Here is a 20487-nt window from a genome sequence, read left to right on the forward strand (position 1 = left end):
GTTTTATAGTTTCTTTTTAAAACTGTCCTTTTTTGGAATTAACGTTGACTTAATTCGTTTAGTTTTCAATGTTCAAATTGTTGTGATTAACAACTTTTATATTTTAACATTTTTAAAATTCTTTGTCAAGTCTTTTTTAAAACTTTTTTTAAAAAATGTTTTTCGTCTCCATCAGAAGACTTTTATTATTCTATCATTTCTTGAAATATTTGTCAAGAAGTTTTTATAATTTCTTAACATTTAATCCATAGAAATATATGATTGTTCGTCTTCTAATGGAGAAGACTTTTACTAGTCTATCATCATAATTTGCATATGTCAATACTTTTTTTATTTTATTTTATTTTCATTTCTATTTTCAAATTTTCTCTTCTTTAATACTAACTTATTTACTTTTACTGTTTTATTGGTTATCATAGTATTATATTAATTAAAGATATAATACTACACTTAACTGTAAGGAGATATTATTATGATTACTTTTAAAGAACCTAGTGAGGTATCACTTCAACAAATACAAGACTATAAAAATGAGTTTGTTGTAAACAATGAAATAATTCATGGTGCTGCAAATTTAACTGATTTAGCTATTACCGAGTGGGTACAATTCTCGGAGAATACTAAATATAAAAAAACAGTAACCCCTGGTTTTGTTACTGCTCATACTTTTTTTGCTATAGACGATTCTGAGAAAATTGTTGGAATAATTAATGCAAGACATGAGTTGAATGATTATTTATTGAATTTAGGCGGACATATTGGTTATAGCGTAAGAAAATCTGAAAGACGAAAAGGATATGCTAAATCCATGTTATCTTATACTGCAAATTTTTTATTTTCACTTGGTTTAGATAAAATTCTAATTACCTGTGATAAAAAGAACATCGCTTCAAAACGTACTATTGAATCATGTGGTGGCATTCTCGAAAATGAAGTTATTGATGAAAACAGAACTACTCTTAGATACTGGATATATAAAAAATAAATGAGTGACTCAACAAAATTGAATTTCAAATTCACATTTTTTTGAGTCACTCTTTTTTTTATTTCATCTCTACTACAGTAGCTCCCATTCCTCCCTCATTTTGACCACCAGTTCTATAGCTAGCTACATATCTATTATTTTTAAGATATTCTCCTATATTTTTACGAAGTATACCTGAACCTAGTCCATGAATAATAGTAAACGTATCGTACCCTTGAAGTATTACTTTATCCATATAATTTTCAATTTCTCTTATAGCTTCTTCTGTATTTAAACCTATTACATTAATATCGATACCCACTTTTTTACTACTTACATTGCTAGTACTAACATATCTAGTAGCTACTTCAGGCTCACTATCTATTTTTCTAACTTCTTTTTTCTTAATATTCAGTTTCATTGCTCCCATTTTTATCTGTAGAGTATTATCAGAAATTTCTAAAACTGTTGCTCTTTGATTATAACTTAATACTAGTACATCATCCCCGACTTTTATCTCAGTATTATCAAATTTAGGTTGATTTTGTAGTTTTTTATGAAGTTTAATATTATTTTTACTTTTATCCATAGTATGTAAGATTTCATTTACTTCATGCTGTTTTAACGATGAACTATCTTTGAACTCTTTATAAATTTCAAGCATTTCTTCTTTCTTTTCTTCAATTGCTCTATTAAGTCCTATACTTAAATCATTATATAAACTTTCTTTATACTCTTCATATTTCTGTAGATTAGTATCAAGAGTTTGTTTTACCTCATCTATTTCATCTATTGTTTTATTTATATACTCTAATTTATAATCATATTCTCTAATACTTTCAGAAAGTTTATTGATAAATAGATTATTTTCTTTTGTATTTACTTCTAATAACGAACTTGCTTCATCTATAATTGATTGTTCTAATCCTAATTTAGCTGATATATTAATAGCATTAGACTTTCCTGGTAAACCTATAATAAATCTATAGGTTGGTTTTAATTTTTCAAAATCAAATTCCATTGATGAATTTTTATAGTACTCAGACTCAAAACAATAATTTTTGATTTCTGGATAGTGCGTTGTACATAACATAGTTGCATTTATTTTTTTGAATTTTTCTAGTAATGCAATAGAAAGTACTGCCCCCTCACTAGGATCTGTTCCTGAGCACAACTCATCTAGAAGTATTAGACTCGTATTATTTGTTTTATTTAGTATATTAATAATATTTGTCATATGAGAAGAAAAAGTAGATAAGTTATTCTCAATAGACTGTTCATCACCAACATCTACAAATACATCTTCAAAAAATCCGACTGTTGATTCCTCTAATGCTGGAATATAAAATCCTAAATGTGATAAGTACACACATAATCCAACTGTTTTTAAAATTACAGTCTTACCACCAGTATTAGGCCCTGTAATAATCAATGAATTCCCCTTATTATCAAGCGATATATCATTTTTTACTACCATATCTTTATCGATTAAAGGATTATAAGCTTTTTTTAAATTTATTTCTTGTGAGTTTACTATATTTTGTTTATTAAATCCATTCCTTGCACAGAAGTTCATTTTTGAAAATATAAACTCTATTTGAGAAAAGTTCCAAAGAGAATTTATAAGTTCATCTGCTTTCCCTTTAATCACTTCAGAAGCTTCTTTCAAAATTCTAAGAATTTCTTCTTTTTCTTTACGTTTTAGTATACCTATTTCATTATTAATTTCTACATTTTCTTTTGGTTCAATATAAAAAGTATTACCTGATGCACTCTCATCATGAATAATTCCACCAAAATCATTTTTATATTCGGGTTTTACTAAAATAACATCACGATCATTTCGTTTTGTTACAATTGCTTCAGTTAATTTTTTAACATTTGAACGGAGAATATTTTTTAATATTTGATCACTCTTATTTTTTAACTTAGAAATATTTACTTTAATATTCTTTAGTTCTAGTGATGCATCAGGTCTTATATACCCATCTTCATCAATAATTCTATCTAAGTATCTTTCTAAATCGCTAAAATCATCTAATTTAACTGAATACTTTGTCAAACTAGGATAATTAGAGTGTTCTTGTAATTTAATATTTTCAAATCTTTTTGAAAATCTATCATAAGTTATAATATTTCTTAATATATAGAAAAGTTCCTTTTCTGAAAGTACACTATCAATTTTAGCTTTTTTAACACTTGCATTATAATCAAATATCTTTAGTTTAAATTCATTCGGATACTTTCTAAGAAGATCATATCCCTCTTCATTCTCCTTATGTACTTCCACTAACTTCTCATAATCTTTTATATATTCTAAATTCTTTATTTTTTCATATGATAGTTCTGAAAAACAATATTTTTCTACATCTTTCAAAACCAAATCTAAATTAAGTTTCTTTTGAGTAATTTTATTCAAACTAATCTCACTCCTTATTTTCTCTTAAATACGATATCTATTTTAATAACATCAACTATTATACACTAAATAGAAGTATTAAACAATTTCTTTCAATTAAAATCATATTCTTACTAACTTAATAGAAAAATTCGGAGACCTTAGGACCTCCGAATCTAATATTATTTATTAAAGAATAAACTTATAAACTGTTTTGATAAAATTGGTGTATTTTGTATTATGTAGTCAGGTAATACCGAGTCTTTAAATATTGCAATTTTCCAATCTGGCGTCGGCAGTACTGTAACTAAATACAATACTACAAATACTATTAGATAAATTTCTAGAAAACCTAATATGGCTCCTAAATATCTATCCGTAATTTTTATTAACGGTAATTTTCTAACCACTCCTAATGTTTGTGCTAATATTTGTATTATTAACCGAATAACAATAAATAATACAATAAATGAAACTACACGATAATAAGCTGTTGGGATATTTAATCCTTTGTATATTCCTTCTAGTCCTTCTGTTACGTCTGTCGGTATCGGAATCATACTAGTAAATAAATATGCTAATCTTGAACTAAACAGCATCGATAAAACATATCCTATTATGATAGTTCCTAAATAAAAAATTTGCATGATTAGTCCGCGTTTGTATCCTAAATACGCACCTACAGCTAATAATAATGCAATAATTATATCAACCATTTTTTCTCCTTTCAATCATAATCTATATTGTTCTAACGTATTATGATTAATATATAAATATTTTACTCTATTAACTTTAAAGTAGCATTAATCTGTTTTAGACTAATGCTACTTTTTTAATTTAACATTTAATTATTATTCAACTCCGATAATATATGGATATACTGGTTGACCTGATTCTATAAGTTCTACTTCTACATCAGGATATTTTTCTTCGATTAATTGCTCTAAGAAATCAGTATACTCTTCTGTACTTTCTTCACCCAGGTAAAGTGTAACAATTTCCGTATCCTCATCGATTGATTTTTCTAATAATTCTTCTAAGACTGTATTTAGTGATAAATTAGAAACTACTATTTTACCATCTCTAATTCCCATGAATTCATCTTTTTTAATTTCAACACCTTCGATGTTAGTATCACGAACAGCGTGTGTTACTTCTAGAGTACTTACTGTTGATAATACTTCTTGCATATTTGCAAAGTTTTCTTCAGGAGCAGCTTGAGGATTAAATACCATTACTGCAGCTAATCCTTGAGGTGCTGTTTTACTTTCTATGACAAAAACATTTTCTTCTGCTAACTCAGCAGCTTGTTTTGCTGCAAGTTGAATATTTTTATTATTAGGGAAAATAAAGATGTTTTTAGCGTTAACTTCTTTAATTGCTTTCATAATATCTTCAGTAGATGGATTCATAGTTTGTCCACCTTCTACGATATAATCAACTCCCATAGAAGTTAACACTTTACTTAATCCAGCTCCCATAGAGATAGAAATCATGGCTTGTTCCTTAAGTTCTTTTGGAGCAATTGCTTGTTTAGCTTCTTGTTTTCTAAGAACTTCGCGGTGTTGTTCTCTCATGTTGTCAGATTTAATTTTAATAAGTTCACCGTATTGTTGACCGTAATTGAATACTTCTCCTGGAGTTTCAGTATGAACGTGAATTTTTACATACTCACTATCTGAGATAACTAGTAATGAATCTCCAAATTTACTCATGTCCGCACGGAATTTATCTTCATAAAATTCTTTTTTCTCTTTATCAAGACGAACAGTAAACTCAGTACAGAATCCATATACTATATCTTCTGGGCTCATGAAGTCCATATCATGATCATCTTCAAATTGCATATCAACAACATTTGTTTCTACAGATTCTAATCCTTCAATTTTTTCACCTTTAAGTGCTGCAACGAAACCTTGATATACACAAACAAGTCCTTGACCTCCTGAATCAACTACACCAACTTCTTTTAGAATTGGTAATAAATCTGGAGTTCTTTTTAGTGAAGCTTGAGATTCAGCATAAATAGCTTCCATTACTTCAACTACAGAATCAGTATTTTTCGCTGCTTTAAGTCCAGCTTCAGCAGCTTCACGTGCTACTGTTAAAATAGTTCCTTCTACTGGCTTAATAATTGCTTTATAAGCAATACTAACTCCATTTTGGATAGCTGCAGCAAAATCTTTTGCATCGATTTCTTTTTTATCAGCTATATATTGAGACATTCCTCTAAATAGTTGAGAAAGGATAACACCTGAGTTTCCACGCGCTCCCATTAATAATCCTTTAGAAAAAGATTTTCCTAATTCACCGATGTTTTCCACAACATTAGTAGCTGTTTCTTTTGCACCCGATGACATTGAAAGGTTCATATTTGTCCCTGTATCACCATCTGGTACAGGAAAAACATTTAATGAGTTTATTTTTTCTGCATTTTTAGCTAAGTTCTTAGATCCTAAGTCGATCATCTCAGCTAAAACGAGTCCGTTAATTTTCTCCACTATCTTTCCTCCTATTTATTTACCTTGATGTCTTGAATGTAAATGTTGATTTCATTTACTTTAACACCTAGAGTTTTTTCTATTTGATATTTAACTGAAGACTGAACATTATTTGCTATTTCTGAAATTTTAGTTCCATACATAACAATAATATATAAATCAATCACAAGTTTTTCTTCATCTTTTTTTACTACTATTCCTTTTGCGTAATTTTCTTTACGTAAAATTTCTGTAATTCCATCTTTAACTTGATTTTTACTAGCCATCCCTATGATTCCGTAACAGCTCACTGCTGCTCCACCGGCTACTGATGCGATAACATCATCACTTATAGAAACATGACCAAATTCATTATTAATTTCTAAAGACATATTTTTTCCTCCTATATAAAAATAGTCAAATGAACATAAGAACTATTATACCTTTTTTAACAAAAAAATACAAGTAAAACATTGATAATTCTTTAGTTAGAGCCTTTTAGCATCACTTTTATATCTCTATTATTTATTTCCGTTTATAAATTCTTTAGAATGAATCATTAATGTGATAATATCACAAACTGGTGTCGGTATATTGTGTATTTTACCTAATCTAGATACTTCTCCATTCAAATAATCTATTTCTGTTAAACGACCATTTTTCATATCTTGATACAATGATGGATAATGCGCACCTGCAGTTTCAAGAGGGAACAAGTTTTTAATATTTTTCTCTATAACATCTTGTTTTACATCAATACCTTCCGCTTTCCCTACTGCAGTTACTTCATTTAAAACTGCTCTAGTTAATTCTAAATTTTTATCAAAACTTCCATATTGATTAATATTACAATCAATTAATGTACAATATGTGTTTAGCACACAATTTAATCCAGCTTTATGCCAAATTGATTGGAACGTATCATTCGAATATTTAATATTTAGCCCAGAATTATTTAATCTAGATACCAATTCTAAGGTTTTCTCTAAATTAACTTCTTTTACTTGTTTTAATTCAATTTTTCCTGTTCCATGAGCATTCAATACTCCAGGTCCCCCTAGACCACTAGTCCATACTGTAACTCCAATAAGGATATTTTCTTCTTTTATATAGTCTTTTAATGTCTGAACATGCCCAAGACCATTTAAAATACAAATAATCTTAGTATCTTCATGGAACAGATGTTTTACTTGCTCTAACATTGGTCTTAATTGCATAGATTTTGTCGCAACAAAAACTACATCAAACTTACCATTTACTTGATCAGGTCTATATGTTGGAATATAATAATTTCCTAAATCTTTATCATCTATGATAACTTTTAATCCTTTATTTTTAATATTTTCAACATGTTCTTCCCAAGAATCAATAAAAGTTACATCCTCATTATTTTTAAATAACATGTACCCTAATCTGGAACCCAATGCCCCAGCACCTGCAAATAATATTTTCATAATTGTTCTCCTTAGCATTTTTCATTCTACACTAATTTTATAACTATATTAACGCTTTGTCAACGCTAGCTATACATCTTATTTACACAAAAAAACGATATTCGAAATATATCGAATATCGCTTAATCTATTATAGGTTTTCTGGTTTATATGCATCTTTTGTATATAATTTCAATACATCAGAATAAAATCTGTCTGCTAAAAATGCAACTGTAAATGGAATTATAAAGAATGCTAGTACTACTGGTAACAAGTTACCGTTATTCATTGCATAAGATTTAGATGGTCCGATTAAACCAATAATTCCAAATCCTGCACTCTCATGTGTTCCAAGAATTTTTAGAAAATATCCTGAAAGTCCTGTAATTGCCGCTGTTGTTAAAATTGTTAACAATAACTGTGGTTTACGTGCACAGTTTGGCATCATAAGCTTGATTGCACCTAAGATAATAGCCGCACTAGCACCTTTACTTTTCGCTCTATATGTACCAATAGCTAAAACTGCTGCCGCAGAAACTAATCCTAGAGTTGCGGCTCCCGCTCCCACATAGTTTTCATTAGAAAATAATATTAATCCCATCGCTACTGTAGAAACTGGTGTAACAATTAAGAATGAAAATGTCATTGTTATTAATATACACATTAACACTGGTTGTAATGTTGTAAATTCAAAAATGATTGATGCTAAAAGTTTAGTTAAACTTTTAGTATATGGTAATGTTACTAATCCTAATGCTGCCACTAATCCACCAGTGATTGGTAAGAAAATAATTGTAACAGCTCCAAATTTATCTTTAACAAGGTTAATCGCTAAAGCTCCGATAATTGTAATTAAAATGACGTTAAATAAATCCCCCATTGGAACCCCAGTCCATGCTTTTGTTTGTGCATTAAATGTTAAAGATCCACTTGCTGCTAAGACTGTCGCTCCTAATACCGCTGACTCTAATGGTTTGAATTTTAAACTTTGTCCTACAATAACTCCTACTAAAACTGGAATTGAAAATTGTAATAAATACATCGCTTGAGTTAATGTAGTGAATAATCCAGGTGCAAATAATGTTCCTAAGTATTTAAACAATGTACTTAAAACTGCATTTGAAATTAATCCTGCAACAACTCCTAAAGCTGTACCGTTTAAAATTATATTAAGAAAATCCCTTACTGATCTCGTCATATACATCCTCCTTTGTTTGTTTTTAATGAATATAATAAATATAATAATATAAAATCAAACAAAAGTAAAGAATTTTTTGAAAATTTCTCTATTTTTTCTTTATTTTGTTATGTAAAGCGTATATAAATTAAAAAAGTAGATGAGTATCATTATGTATAAAATGATTTTCATCTACTTTTAAAATGCTATTTTTTATAAAATAACATTATAATAATGGTTTTTTATTCGGTGTCCCTGCTTTTCTAGGGTATTTATTAGGTGTTTCTTTAGCTTTACGTATTTCTAATATGTGACGTTCTTCACCCTCAATATCAAATTCTAAATCTTTTTCTAATTTTCCACCTAAAAGTTTTATTGCATTAACAGCTTCTTTAGTTTCTTCCTCAGCTTTTTGAGATTTTAAACTTAAGAAATATCCATCTTTTTTTACTAGAGGTAAACAAAGTTCTACCAACACGTTAAGTCTAGCTACAGCTCTTGCCGTCACTATTTCAAAACTTTCTCGATATTCTTTGTTCTGACCAAATTCTTCTGCTCTTGCATGAACAAAATTACAATCAACAAGTCCTAGTTCATCTTTAACTAAATTTAAGAACTTTATTCTCTTATTCAGCGAATCAACTATTGTAACTTTTAAATTAGGATACAAAATCTTCAATGGTATTGAAGGAAATCCTGCACCGCTGCCCACATCACATATACTTTCTATATTTGAATAGTCTTTAAAAAACGCTAAAGAAATTGAATCGAAGAAATGTTTCGTATAAAATTCTTCTTCCTCAGTAATAGCTGTAAGATTAATTTTTTGATTCCATTCTACTACTAAATCATAGTATTTGCTATACTGCTCTTTTTGAAGTTCCGTTAATTCTATACCTACCTTCTCTTTTACAGCACTATAGAATTGTTCTTTATTCATTACTCATACCTCGTCGTTGTTCTAAATATACTAATAATATAGAAATATCCGCTGGATTAACTCCTGAAATACGTGAAGCTTGCCCTATAGTTAGTGGTAATACTTTTTTAAGTTTTTCTCTTGCTTCTAAAGCTAAACTTGGGACTTCATCATAACTCAAATCAGCTGGAATTTTCATTTCATTCATTTTCTTAAGTTTCTCTACTTGTTGAAGAGATTTTTTAATATAACCTTCATATTTAACTTCTATTTCTACTTGCTCTACTACATCTTTAGGTAGTTTTGTTTCATCATTAGCTAAATATAGAACATTCTCATGACTTAATTCTGGGCGTCTTAACATATCGATTGCTAAAATTCCATCTCTAATTTCTGCACTATTTAATTCCACTAGTTTTTCTAAAGTTGCTGCTGTTGGTGTAATTCTGAAAGTTTTAAGTCTTTCGATTTCATCAGCAACCATACTACGTTTTTCACGGAATTTATTGTATCTTTCTTCAGTTACTAAACCATAGTTATAAGCTTTTTCTGTTAAACGCATATCTGCATTATCATGGCGTAATAATAATCTATGTTCTGCTCTTGAAGTTAGAAGTCTATATGGCTCATTTGTTCCCTTTGTTACTAAGTCATCAATAAGCACTCCTATATAAGCTTCATCACGACCTAGAATCATAGGTTCCTCACCAAGCACTTTACAAGCGGCATTTATTCCTGCCATGATTCCTTGACCTGCAGCTTCCTCATAACCACTAGTACCATTAATTTGTCCGGCGGTAAATAATCCATCAATTAATTTCGTTTCTAAAGTTGGCCATAAAGTTGTTGGATTTACAGCATCATACTCAATTGCATAACCATTACGCATAATTACTGCGTTTTCAAGCCCAGCAATACTACGTACCATGTCACGTTGAACATCATCTGGTAACGAAGTAGACAGACCTTGTACATATATTTCTTTAGTATTTCTTCCTTCTGGTTCCAAGAAAAGTTGGTGTCTTTCTTTATCGTTAAAACGAACATATTTGTCTTCAATACTTGGACAGTATCTCGGACCAGTTCCTTTAATTACACCAGAATACATAGCTGAACGTCCTAAGTTTTTGTCAATAATTTCATGCGTAGATGAATTTGTATAAGTTAACCAACATGGTACTTGATCTTTAACAAATTCTGTAGTTTCATAACTAAATGCATGATCCTCTCCGTCTCCAGGTTGAATTGCTGTTTTAGAAAAATCCACACTATCTGCATTAACTCTAGGTGGTGTTCCAGTTTTAAATCTAACTAAATCAAATCCTAATTCTTCTAATTGTTTTGCTAAATCAATAGAAGGCATTTGGTGATTTGGACCAGAAGAATATTTAATATCTCCTATTACTATTTCCCCACGTAAATACGTACCGGTAGTAATAATAATTACTTTAGCTTTGTACGCTGTTCCTAACATTGTTTTTAAACCAACTACTTTATTATCTTCGATAATAAGCTCACGGACCATTGCTTGTTCGATATCTAAGTTTGGAGTATCCTCCAACACTCGTTTCATCTCAAGTTGATATTCTACTTTATCGGATTGCATTCTTAATGCACGTACCGCTGGGCCTTTAGCAGTATTTAACATTTTACTTTGAATGTTTGTTTTATCTGCTACTCTACCCATAAGACCACCAAGTGCGTCTACTTCACGGACAACAATCCCCTTTGCAGGTCCTCCCACACTCGGATTGCATGGCATAAAACCAATAGTATCTAAATTAATTGTAATCATTAAAGTTTTGACACCTTTTCTGCTAGCGGCGTGTGCTGCCTCAATCCCAGCATGTCCTCCTCCAATTACAATAACATCATATTCTTTTAAAAATTCAGTCATAGTACCTCCATATATTTTAACGTAATTGCAAAATAATGCTTTGACCAAAATTTTGATATATTACTAAATTTTTACCTTTATAATATTATCACATTGCAAACAAAAAAACTAATAATATACTTTTATAAGGACTATAAGTTTACATTAATTAATAGTCCTTTTTCATCCATAAATAATAATCTGTAAATTTTATATCCAAACCAAAAAATCGCAGTACATATCGTACTGCGACTAGTATTTTTATTCTGAAATTTTATCAAACTCATAAAATTTTTCTTTGTTAAATAAACCTAAGTGTTTATCAACCATTATAGAGTTCGTCATACCACCACTAACATTTAAGCAAGTACGTCCCATATCTAAAATCGGGTCTACTGCTAAAATCGGGTTAATTTGATTGAATAATGCTCCAAAACCTACTCCGTTAACTGAAACTGAAGCAGCTGTTATTGCTGTACCAGGAACACCTGCAATACCTACAGAACCTAATGTTACAACAATGACAGTCATTATGAATAATGTTGCATCAATAGTTATTCCATTTGCATTAGCTAAAAATACAACTAACATTGTTGGATAGATCCCCGCACATCCTTGCATTCCTGCTGTAGATGAGAACGAAGCAACGAAGTTTGCTGTTGATTGGTTTACTCCCATATCTTTAGTTAAAGTATTAATAGTTAAAGGTAAAGTACCCGCACTTGAACGCGAAGTAAATGCTAAAACTAATGGTTTACTTGCTTTTTTGAAATATGTAACTGGTGAGACACCGTGTAATAATAAGAATAATCCTTGAATTATAAATTGGATTACTACCGCTACATATAATAAACCGATAAATAATAATACATCTTTAATTGATTTTAATCCTCTTTGTGCAATTGTATTAGCTAATAATGGAATTACAGCGTATGGTAATAGTCTAATTACTAAAACTGTCATTCGAGAAATAATTGCATGTAAGCTAGCAATATAGTCAATAAAAGTTTTTACTTTATGTTCATCTTTATTTTGAATATATCTTGCAGCTAATCCTATAAACATTGCAAAGATTACAACTCCAATTACATTGAAGTCTACCATTGCTTTTATAGGGTTAGAAGGAATTAATTCACGGATAATTGTAACAACATTTTTTACTTCTTTTATTTTGCTATCTCCACTACCTAAAACAATAGAACTACTTCCTAGTTTGAATATTGCAGAAATTACAAATCCAACAATCGAACTTATTGCAACCATTCCTAACGTTACAATCAGTGTTAATCTTGTTAATTTTTTAACATCAGTATTAGCATTAATATTTACAATTACATTAATAATTGAAACTAATACTAACGGAACGATTAACATTTTAATTAAGTCAATAAATCCATTACCAAATAATGAATACCACGTTGTTATTTCAGCAACATACTTAATCTTCATCGGTTCATCACTAAAACCTGAATATGCTTGAATTAGAATTCCTAAAGCTAACCCTAGAACAGTAGATATTAATGTTCGTTTTGATGAACTAACTCTTTTTTTCGCCAAATAGTACATTAAGTAAAATAGCGCAAAAAGCACTACTAAAAATAATAAAGTTTCCTTTGTAGAAATCATTATGAATTTCTCAAAAAATGTAAATTTGTTTCCCATTATCTATCCTCCAAATGAGTATCTTACTCATCTTCTTTAGTATTTTGTAAAATTTTTATCTTAAATTTTACTCCATCTACAGATAGAGTGGAAAAGATTAAGATCTTTTTCCATATTGTACCTCCATAATGTAAAAGATATATAGATTAAACTACAATTTTCAATCATTTTCAATAAATTTGCTCAAAAAAATCTTTTTTTAGAATTTATTTATTTACTAAACTTTTTTAATACGTTATAATAATGATTAGTTATTTATATACGAATAGAACGGAGGGGTTTTTTTGAATATTAAATTAGTTTACGCAAGTTTGACAGGTAATACTGAAATGTTATCTGATTTAATGATAGAAAAATTCGAAGAAGAAAAAGGTTTAGAAATAGAAAAACTATTTATTGAGGATATGGAAGATTTTGATTTCCTTGATGATGCAGATGCTTTTATCGTGGCTAGTTACACGTATGGTGAAGGTGAACTTCCAGAAGAAATGGAAGAATTTTTTGAAGCTCTTGCTGATAAAAATTACGAAGGGAAAATTTACGGAGTTATTGGTACTGGTGACACTATTTATGATGAGTACTGTGTTTGTGTTGATCAATTCGATGAGCAAATTGCAAAAACAGGTGCAACTAACCCTACAGAAAACCTTAAAATAGAAATAGAAGCTGATACAGACGAAGATTTTGAAAATATCGATAAATTTATCGAAGCTTTCTCTAGTGCTTTATAAAAAAATACGGTTATGATTATCCATAACCGTATTTTTCTATCCTTTTCTACCCCTTAAAGAAGACATTCACCCTTTCAAACTCGTCTTCCCAATTATTCCAATCTAATCTTATCTTAGAATTCTCTTCAAGAATATCCTCGACTAAGTTTTCGATTGTAATTTCTTCTAATGAAGATTTGATTGCTTTATTTACAGTGTTAACTTTCTTCAAGTATTTACTGTAACGTTTGTCAACAGCTAGAGCACCCTCAAAAATTTTAGATACATAATCTGTTTTTAAAGCAAATATTTCTACTTCATCGTTTAGCGCTACATATACGTCATATAAAGTAACTTTTTTATTTGATTTATACTTATATCCCCCGCCAATACCAGTATTAGCTTTTACTAGATCATTGACAACCAATTTTCTCATAATTTTTTTCAGATATGTTGGAGAAATATTTAAACGCTGGCTTATTTCCTTAGAATTTAAGAAAACATGCCTATCTTGAAGGTATAACATTACCATTATACAGATTGCTTGTTCAGTACTTTTTGTTAAATGCATAAACTCAACCTCTTTTCTTTATAATATAACTCTACTTACATCCTTATTTTATGATATATTTTTATAATTGTCAAATATTATTTTAATTTTTCTCCCCAGTATTGATAATAGGTACATTCAATGGAACCGTTAAATAACTTTCTTCTTTTCGTTGCCTTTTTTCCGTATAAATGTTCAAACATTTTATGAGATGTTAATAAATAAAGTGACCAATGTTTCTTATTTTTAAGTTCCGCTCCTAAAAATTTATACATAGCTTCTACTTCTTTTTTCTCACCTAAACGTTCGCCATATGGTGGATTCGCAATTACACAACCAGTTTCCTTCTTCGCTACAAAATCAAAAACTGACATCTGTTTAAACTTAATAACTCCTGCAAGCCCTATTTCTTCTGCATTATTTTCAGCTGTTGCTATCATCTTAGGATCGATATCAGAACCATATAACTCTAGTTCTTTTTCATAATCAATAAGATCTTCTGCCTTATTTCTTTCTTCATCTACAAGACTTTTTGGCATCCATGGCCATTTTTCAAAGTCAAAGTTTCTATTGATACCAGGAGCCATGTTTTGAGCCGCCATTGCCGCTTCTATCAATAATGTTCCAGATCCACAGAATAAGTCATATAAAGGTGTTTCACCTTTCCAGTTAGTTAGTTTGACCATTGCTGCTGCTAGTGTTTCTTTTAATGGTGCAGTTCCTTGTTTAGCACGATATCCACGCTTATGAAGGCCATCTCCAGAAGTATCTAATAAAATGGTTGCAACATCATTCAACATAATTATCTCTAATCTATATCTTGCTCCAGTTTCTGTTAACCAACCAGTAACTCCATAACTCTTTTTCATTTTTTCTACGATTGCTTTTTTTACAATTGATTGACAGTCAGAAACACTAAATAGTGTAGATTTATGGCTACGCCCATCTACAGGAAACTTAGCATCTACTGGAAGATATTTATCCCACTCTATCTCTTTTGTTTTTTCAAAAAGCTCTTCAAAAGTGTATGCAGGAAATTGTGCAACAACAATTTTCACCCTGTCAGCACATCTTAACCATAAATTCGAACGAACTATCGCTCTTTTATCTCCAGAATAATATACTCTCCCATTTTCTACTTTTGTTTCATAACCTAACTCTTGTACTTCTTTAGCTACTATTGCTTCAATTCCCATCGGGGTTGTTGCTACTAAATTAAAATTCATTTCTTCCTCCTTAAAAAAGAGGCTCCAAAGAGCCCCTAGAACTAGTTGTTTTTCTTATCATAAGCCATATTCTGTATCTATCTTACTCAATCGAGACTAGTCTACTCTCGTAAAAATAGCTGTGATCATCTGTCTAAATATATACATATTTCCTATTCCTACATTCATTTCTGCGGAATAAGTGCTTCTACCAAAATTTGAATTGCTCACTCAAGGGGTTTACCGCGTTCCACTTCTTGTATTTCTACAAGAACTCCGTCACTGTGGCACTTTCAAGATATACAACCATATAGAAAACTACTTAGGTTATATTTTCTGCCGTCACCTTATGGTGCCTAAACTTATTTTTTCGTTTAGCGTTGAACACTACAAGCATCTCAGCCTGTGTGAGTATGGACTTTCCTCAGCATTACTGCCGCGATCACTCAAAGAAAAACACTTATATTACTTTACACTAAAAATACTATTTTGTAAACAATAATTTAAACTATTTTTCTAATACGGAAATTTTGCCTTCAGCAATTTCTTCTAATGCTTTTCCTACTTCTTTATGTGAAGTATATTTTTCTAATTTTGCAGTTTCTGGATCAGCAAATAATTCTCTTGCTCTTTTACTTGCTAATGATACTAGCATATATTTTGAATTTACTTTTGATTTTAATACGTCTAATTTTGGATATAACATTTCTTTCTCCTACATTTCTTCTAATTCTAATAATGCTCTTCTATACTTCATCTCAATACGTTCACGTTTTAAATGCTCACTAAGTATAATCGCTTTGATTCTTTCTACAGCTTTATCCACTTCGTCATTCTCAACTACATAATCGTATAAGTGCATCATATTAATTTCTTTTTTAGCTTTTGCTATACGCGATTCAATTACTTCATCACTTTCAGTTCCACGACCTTTCAATCTATCTTTTAGGTCAGCAATACTTGGTGGTGCTAAAAATATAAATAGAGCATCGGGAATTTTGCTTTTTACTTGACCAGCACCTTGTACTTCAATTTCTAAAAATATATCTTTACCTTTATCCATCGTCTCCCTAACGTATTTAACGGGAGTTCCATAGTAATTGTCAACATATTGCGCATATTCTAATAATTCACCTTGCTGAATTAAATTTTCGAATTCTTCTTTTGTTTTGAAGAAATAATCAACCCCGTCTACTTCACCAGGCCTCATACCTCTTGATGTCATTGAAATTGAATATTCGAAGTCAACATCATTACTTTCAAAAATTCTTTTTCTAACAGTACCTTTACCTACTCCTGAAGGTCCTGAAAGAACTATTAGTAATCCTTTCTCCATTTTTCGTATCCTTCTGTTATGTTTTATTATCTTTTTATGATACCATAAATCAAAAAAAATTTAAACTATAAACATGTATATTTAAGTTGTAAATTAATTCAGCATTATTTTTTCAAAATTCTTATTTTTTATCAATAAAAAAATCTATTTTATTAATTACTAAAATACATGTCTTATTATCGCTAAGGATAATATTCCAACTACAACAATAACTAGTAAACTCTTTGAAATAATTGCACTTACTACTGTAGGTAGAGAGGCTAGTAGATTTTCATAATTAATTTGAGGAAATTCCCCAATTTTTTGTATAAATAAACTATTAAACCATAATGCTGACATTATTACAATTGGTACAAAACTAAGATACTCTATTACCGCTTTTGGTAAATTAAGCTTTTTCAGTAACACAAGGGGTAGTACTCTTGATAACAAGGTTACAATTGTACATCCCAATATTGTTAAGAGAATATAATTAGTTGATAACATTTTTTAATACCACTCCTATCGAACATCCTATTAAAGTAACTACTATAATCAATGCATTACTAGAAATAAAAATCATTCCAAAATATACTAAAAATAATACAACGACAATTATAATAAACTGGATTTTTTTCTTTATAGTAAAATCTGACAGAACTTGCAAGTGTAATAATCCTATAAACATTGCTACTAAAGCAAAATCTAAACCAAGCGATTTAGGATTTTTAACTATTCCTCCTAACAACGCTCCTGCAACTGAAGAAGCTACCCATGTAAAATAAGATATTAAGTTTGCAGCATTGAACCATTCAAAAGATAGATTTCCATTTGTATAGTTTTGCTTGTTCATTCCTAAAGCAAAACTTTCATCGGTTAAAAAAGTACCAATTACTATATTCTTAAACACACTATAACGTTTAAAAAACGGGGCTATTGCCATACTCATTAATATCATTCTTGAATTAATAAGGAATGTTGCTAGTACGATTGAAAGTATAGGAGCCCCACTCGACAGCATACTCACTGTAATAAATTGAGCTCCTCCCGCATATATAAATAATGACATCGCGCCTACAATGAAGGGATTAAGCCCCACAGAGCTAGCTATAATACCAAATGCTAAACCTATTCCTATGTATCCAAATACAGTTGGTAATGTATCCTTTATACCTGTTTTCACATCCAATTTATCATTCATATATTCACCTTCCTTTTTTATTTAATTGTTATCATTTGTCAGAAGTTTTCCGATAAAAACTTTATCTATCTTTTGCTTAACTGTTTTCTGTCCAGTATAAGTCACTAATCCAGGTTTTGCTCCTGGTATTTTTTTCACATTTTTTATTAATGTTCTATCAACATTTACATATTCTTCGTTTTTAAACTTCGAATAGTATGCTGCTAACATTGACGCAACTTCTATAGTATCTTCTCCAGGATTATTATCGAAGATTACAACATGACTTCCTGGAATATCTTTAGCATGGAACCATAGATAATCACGTCTTGCTAATTTATTTGTTATGGCATCATTTTGAAGATTATTTTTTCCAACATAAATTGCAGTTCCATTGTGATTAACAATAAAATAATTTCTCTTATTCTTTTTCTTATTAATTTTCACTTTTTCCTTTAGGATTTCATTTGCAATTAATTCCTCTTTAATCTCTGCAATATCAGTTTTGTCTGCATTTTCAAGTTGAAATTTTATTGTTTCAAAATATTCAATATCTTTTTTTGCTATATCAATTTGTTCAATCAAATTCTCAATTGTTCTCTTATTCTTTTTATATAAATTAAAGTATTTCTCTGAATTTTTCTCAATAGTTAAGTTTGGATCTAATTCTATCTCAATATCAGATAAATCTTCACTATAGAAATTCTGCAATGTAACAACCTCAGGGATTTCTTTTTTAAATAAATAAATATTAGAAATCAATAGCTGTCCTTTTAATTTATAATCATCTCTACTATAAGCCTGATTCAATTCAGATGTTAATATTTCTATTTTTTTATTTAATCGATTAAGTTTAGCTTTAATAAAATTAAATAAGTTTCTATCAGTATTTTTATTGATTGCTTCTTTGGCAATATCCATATAATAATAATCAAGTAATTGTGATAAAGATTCAAATTCTTTACTAAACTCTTTTACTTTAAAGAAATAAAAGTCTTTTTTCTCGTTTTCTTCTATTAAGACTGGTTTATAATAACTATCAAAGTCTCTACAAAAACTTACGAATGAATCCTTCAACTCAGTACTTGATGTCTTCTTAAAATAATCATTTAGTAAAATAGATACCCCGTAAAAATTTTTCATTAAAAATTTTTTATCTTCATATTCAAAATTTAAACTACTATATTTATCAAATTCAAATGGATTAATTTTTTCTATAGTTGGAGGTAAGGTATAAGCCATATTCGAGATAGTTGAACGTTTATACTCCAAGCTATAACTATTTTTTAATGATTCTAAAATAATATTCTCTTCATTAGCGAGGATTATATTAGAATGTTTCCCCATCAATTCTGTAATTAAATAATAGTACTTTTCATAACCTAAATCATCAAAATTTTTTATTTTAAAAATAATTATACGATCATTATTTAATTGATTAATCTCTAGGATTATCCCACCAGTTAAATACTTCCTTAGCACTGAACAAAAATTTGAAGGTGTTGAAGGATTTTCATAACTATTATTTGTTAATTGTATTCTAGATGAACTTGGATTAGCAGAAACAAACAACTTCAAGTTTTTTCCTTTTCTTATAGAAAATATAAATTCATCTGTCGATAAATTATTTACTTTATTTATTCGACCATTCACTATACTTTCTTCAAGTTCTCTTACCATCTTTCTTACAAAAAAACCATCAAATGCCATTTTTATCCTCCTAAATTAAATTATATATATTTAAAAATTATACCACATATCTATATATGTGTATATGGAAATAATAAGTTAGCCTAATGTGAAGAAAGAGATGATTGTTTTATCATCTCTTTCTTCTTTTTTATTATTTTTTTTCAAATCTTTTTGATACTAATATTCCCCAGACTAATAATCCAAGTAAAACAACCCAGAAAATTACTGTCCAAAGTGTTGAATGTGGAAAATCATGTGGTATTAATCCTAATCTCTCATGAGCAGCTGCTATAACAAATAGTTTAGTACCTACCCACCCTACGATTAAGAAAGCAGCTATTTCTAAACCAGGTTTAGTCTCCAATACTTTGATAAAAATATTAGCAGCATAACGCATTATTATAACACCTACAAACCCACCAATTACCATAACCGAGAATTGTCCAAGGTTAATACCTCCAATTGATGTCTCTGAGATATGTGGTAATGTAATTGCAATTGCTACCGCTGCTAAAATTGAATCGATAGCAAAAGCTATATCTGTAAATTCTACTTTAATAACAGTAGCCCAAAAACCGCTTTGCTTTTTAGGTACTTTTATTTCCTCAGGTGAATCTTTATGTTTTTGTTTTTCAAAAAATTCCTTTATATGCACACCGGCCATATATAGCAGGTATAATCCACCTAGTACCTGAATCTCCCAATATTGCGCTAATATTGTAATTAAGAAAATCACAATAATTCTAAATATCAATGCTCCAGCAAGTCCATACATTAATGCATGTTTTTGCTCTTTAGGAGGAAGGTGTCTAACCATAACAGCTAAAACAATAGCATTATCCGCTGACAATAATCCTTCTAATAGTATTAAACTTAGTAACACTATCACATACTGAATTAAAATCTGTGTATCCATTAAAATCTCC

At 29.5% G+C, this 20487-nt stretch carries 19 protein-coding genes and 1 other RNA gene; 2 read left to right on the forward strand and 18 right to left on the reverse strand.

All coding sequences use genetic code 11. The features are described from left to right. Positions 1-472 precede the first annotated feature (472 nt). Positions 473-985 (forward strand): GNAT family N-acetyltransferase, encoded by a 513-nt coding sequence (locus JX287_RS08175; RefSeq protein WP_204644390.1) that lies wholly within the window; start codon positions 473-475, stop codon positions 983-985. Positions 986-1043: 58 nt separating this feature from the next. Here the strand turns inward: JX287_RS08175 and JX287_RS08180 are convergent, their stop codons facing one another. The 9 genes from JX287_RS08180 to JX287_RS08220 all read right to left on the reverse strand — a co-directional run bounded on the left by JX287_RS08180 (position 1044) and on the right by JX287_RS08220 (position 12909). Then, the gene (locus JX287_RS08180) at positions 1044-3383 is read right to left on the reverse strand and encodes an endonuclease MutS2 (protein ID WP_204644391.1); all 2340 of its coding nucleotides are present in this window, start codon (positions 3381-3383) and stop codon (positions 1044-1046) included. Between the two features lie 161 nt (positions 3384-3544). After that, entirely contained in the window at positions 3545-4078 is a 534-nt protein-coding gene (locus JX287_RS08185; RefSeq protein WP_204644392.1) for a CvpA family protein, read from the reverse strand. 135 nt (positions 4079-4213) lie between these two features. Then, complete coding sequence (locus JX287_RS08190; protein ID WP_204644393.1) at positions 4214-5863, reverse strand: DAK2 domain-containing protein; 1650 nt, start codon at positions 5861-5863, stop codon at positions 4214-4216. Between the two features lie 11 nt (positions 5864-5874). Beyond that, complete coding sequence (locus tag JX287_RS08195) at positions 5875-6234, reverse strand: Asp23/Gls24 family envelope stress response protein (protein ID WP_204644394.1); 360 nt, start codon at positions 6232-6234, stop codon at positions 5875-5877. Between the two features lie 129 nt (positions 6235-6363). Continuing rightward, positions 6364-7296 (reverse strand): ketopantoate reductase family protein, encoded by a 933-nt coding sequence (locus JX287_RS08200; RefSeq protein WP_204644395.1) that lies wholly within the window; start codon positions 7294-7296, stop codon positions 6364-6366. Between the two features lie 130 nt (positions 7297-7426). After that, a complete protein-coding gene (locus JX287_RS08205; RefSeq protein ID WP_204644396.1) occupies positions 7427-8473 on the reverse strand; it encodes a PTS sugar transporter subunit IIC in 1047 nt (348 codons plus the stop codon). A gap of 205 nt (positions 8474-8678) precedes the next feature. Beyond that, complete coding sequence (rsmG, locus tag JX287_RS08210) at positions 8679-9392, reverse strand: 16S rRNA (guanine(527)-N(7))-methyltransferase RsmG (RefSeq protein ID WP_204644397.1); 714 nt, start codon at positions 9390-9392, stop codon at positions 8679-8681. Continuing rightward, positions 9385-11268: a tRNA uridine-5-carboxymethylaminomethyl(34) synthesis enzyme MnmG gene (gene mnmG / locus JX287_RS08215; RefSeq protein WP_204644398.1), complete on the reverse strand. Its 1884-nt coding sequence runs from the start codon at positions 11266-11268 to the stop codon at positions 9385-9387. The genes rsmG and mnmG overlap by 8 nt, the downstream gene beginning before the upstream one ends. 240 nt (positions 11269-11508) lie before the next feature. Next, positions 11509-12909 carry a cation:dicarboxylate symporter family transporter gene (locus tag JX287_RS08220; RefSeq protein WP_204644399.1) on the reverse strand — a complete coding sequence of 467 codons (1401 nt, stop codon included), beginning with the start codon at positions 12907-12909 and terminating at the stop codon, positions 11509-11511. A gap of 284 nt (positions 12910-13193) precedes the next feature. On the opposite strand from JX287_RS08220, the gene JX287_RS08225 reads away from it, so the two are divergent. Next, the gene (locus JX287_RS08225; protein ID WP_204644400.1) at positions 13194-13640 is read left to right on the forward strand and encodes a flavodoxin; all 447 of its coding nucleotides are present in this window, start codon (positions 13194-13196) and stop codon (positions 13638-13640) included. Positions 13641-13686: 46 nt separating this feature from the next. Here JX287_RS08225 and JX287_RS08230 read toward each other — a convergent pair whose 3' ends face one another. The 9 genes from JX287_RS08230 to JX287_RS08270 form a co-directional block, all read right to left on the reverse strand. Then, positions 13687-14190 carry an RrF2 family transcriptional regulator gene (locus JX287_RS08230; RefSeq protein ID WP_003144673.1) on the reverse strand — a complete coding sequence of 168 codons (504 nt, stop codon included), beginning with the start codon at positions 14188-14190 and terminating at the stop codon, positions 13687-13689. A 77-nt stretch (positions 14191-14267) separates the two neighbouring features. Continuing rightward, on the reverse strand, positions 14268-15395 hold the full coding sequence (locus JX287_RS08235; RefSeq protein ID WP_204644401.1) for a THUMP domain-containing class I SAM-dependent RNA methyltransferase: 1128 nt from the start codon (positions 15393-15395) through the stop codon (positions 14268-14270). A gap of 55 nt (positions 15396-15450) precedes the next feature. Further along, an RNA gene (gene rnpB / locus JX287_RS08240) (RNase P RNA component class B) lies at positions 15451-15828 on the reverse strand. Positions 15829-15882: 54 nt separating this feature from the next. Then, entirely contained in the window at positions 15883-16080 is a 198-nt protein-coding gene (rpoZ, locus tag JX287_RS08245; protein ID WP_102170233.1) for a DNA-directed RNA polymerase subunit omega, read from the reverse strand. A 9-nt stretch (positions 16081-16089) separates the two neighbouring features. Next, positions 16090-16710, reverse strand: a complete 621-nt coding sequence (gene gmk / locus JX287_RS08250; RefSeq protein ID WP_204644402.1) for a guanylate kinase — start codon at positions 16708-16710, stop codon at positions 16090-16092. Between the two features lie 159 nt (positions 16711-16869). Further along, positions 16870-17196 carry an AzlD domain-containing protein gene (locus tag JX287_RS08255; RefSeq protein ID WP_204644403.1) on the reverse strand — a complete coding sequence of 109 codons (327 nt, stop codon included), beginning with the start codon at positions 17194-17196 and terminating at the stop codon, positions 16870-16872. Next, positions 17183-17890, reverse strand: coding sequence for an AzlC family ABC transporter permease (locus JX287_RS08260; RefSeq protein WP_204644404.1), 708 nt, complete (start codon positions 17888-17890; stop codon positions 17183-17185). Before JX287_RS08260 ends, JX287_RS08255 begins: the two co-directional genes overlap by 14 nt. Before the next feature lie 21 nt (positions 17891-17911). Further along, positions 17912-19579, reverse strand: coding sequence for an Rqc2 family fibronectin-binding protein (locus tag JX287_RS08265; RefSeq protein ID WP_204644405.1), 1668 nt, complete (start codon positions 19577-19579; stop codon positions 17912-17914). Positions 19580-19712: 133 nt separating this feature from the next. Beyond that, positions 19713-20477, reverse strand: coding sequence for a TerC family protein (locus JX287_RS08270; protein WP_204644406.1), 765 nt, complete (start codon positions 20475-20477; stop codon positions 19713-19715). Positions 20478-20487: the final 10 nt, after the last annotated feature.

Source organism: Gemella haemolysans (genome assembly GCF_901873445.1).
Classification (GTDB): domain Bacteria; phylum Bacillota; class Bacilli; order Staphylococcales; family Gemellaceae; genus Gemella; species Gemella haemolysans_C.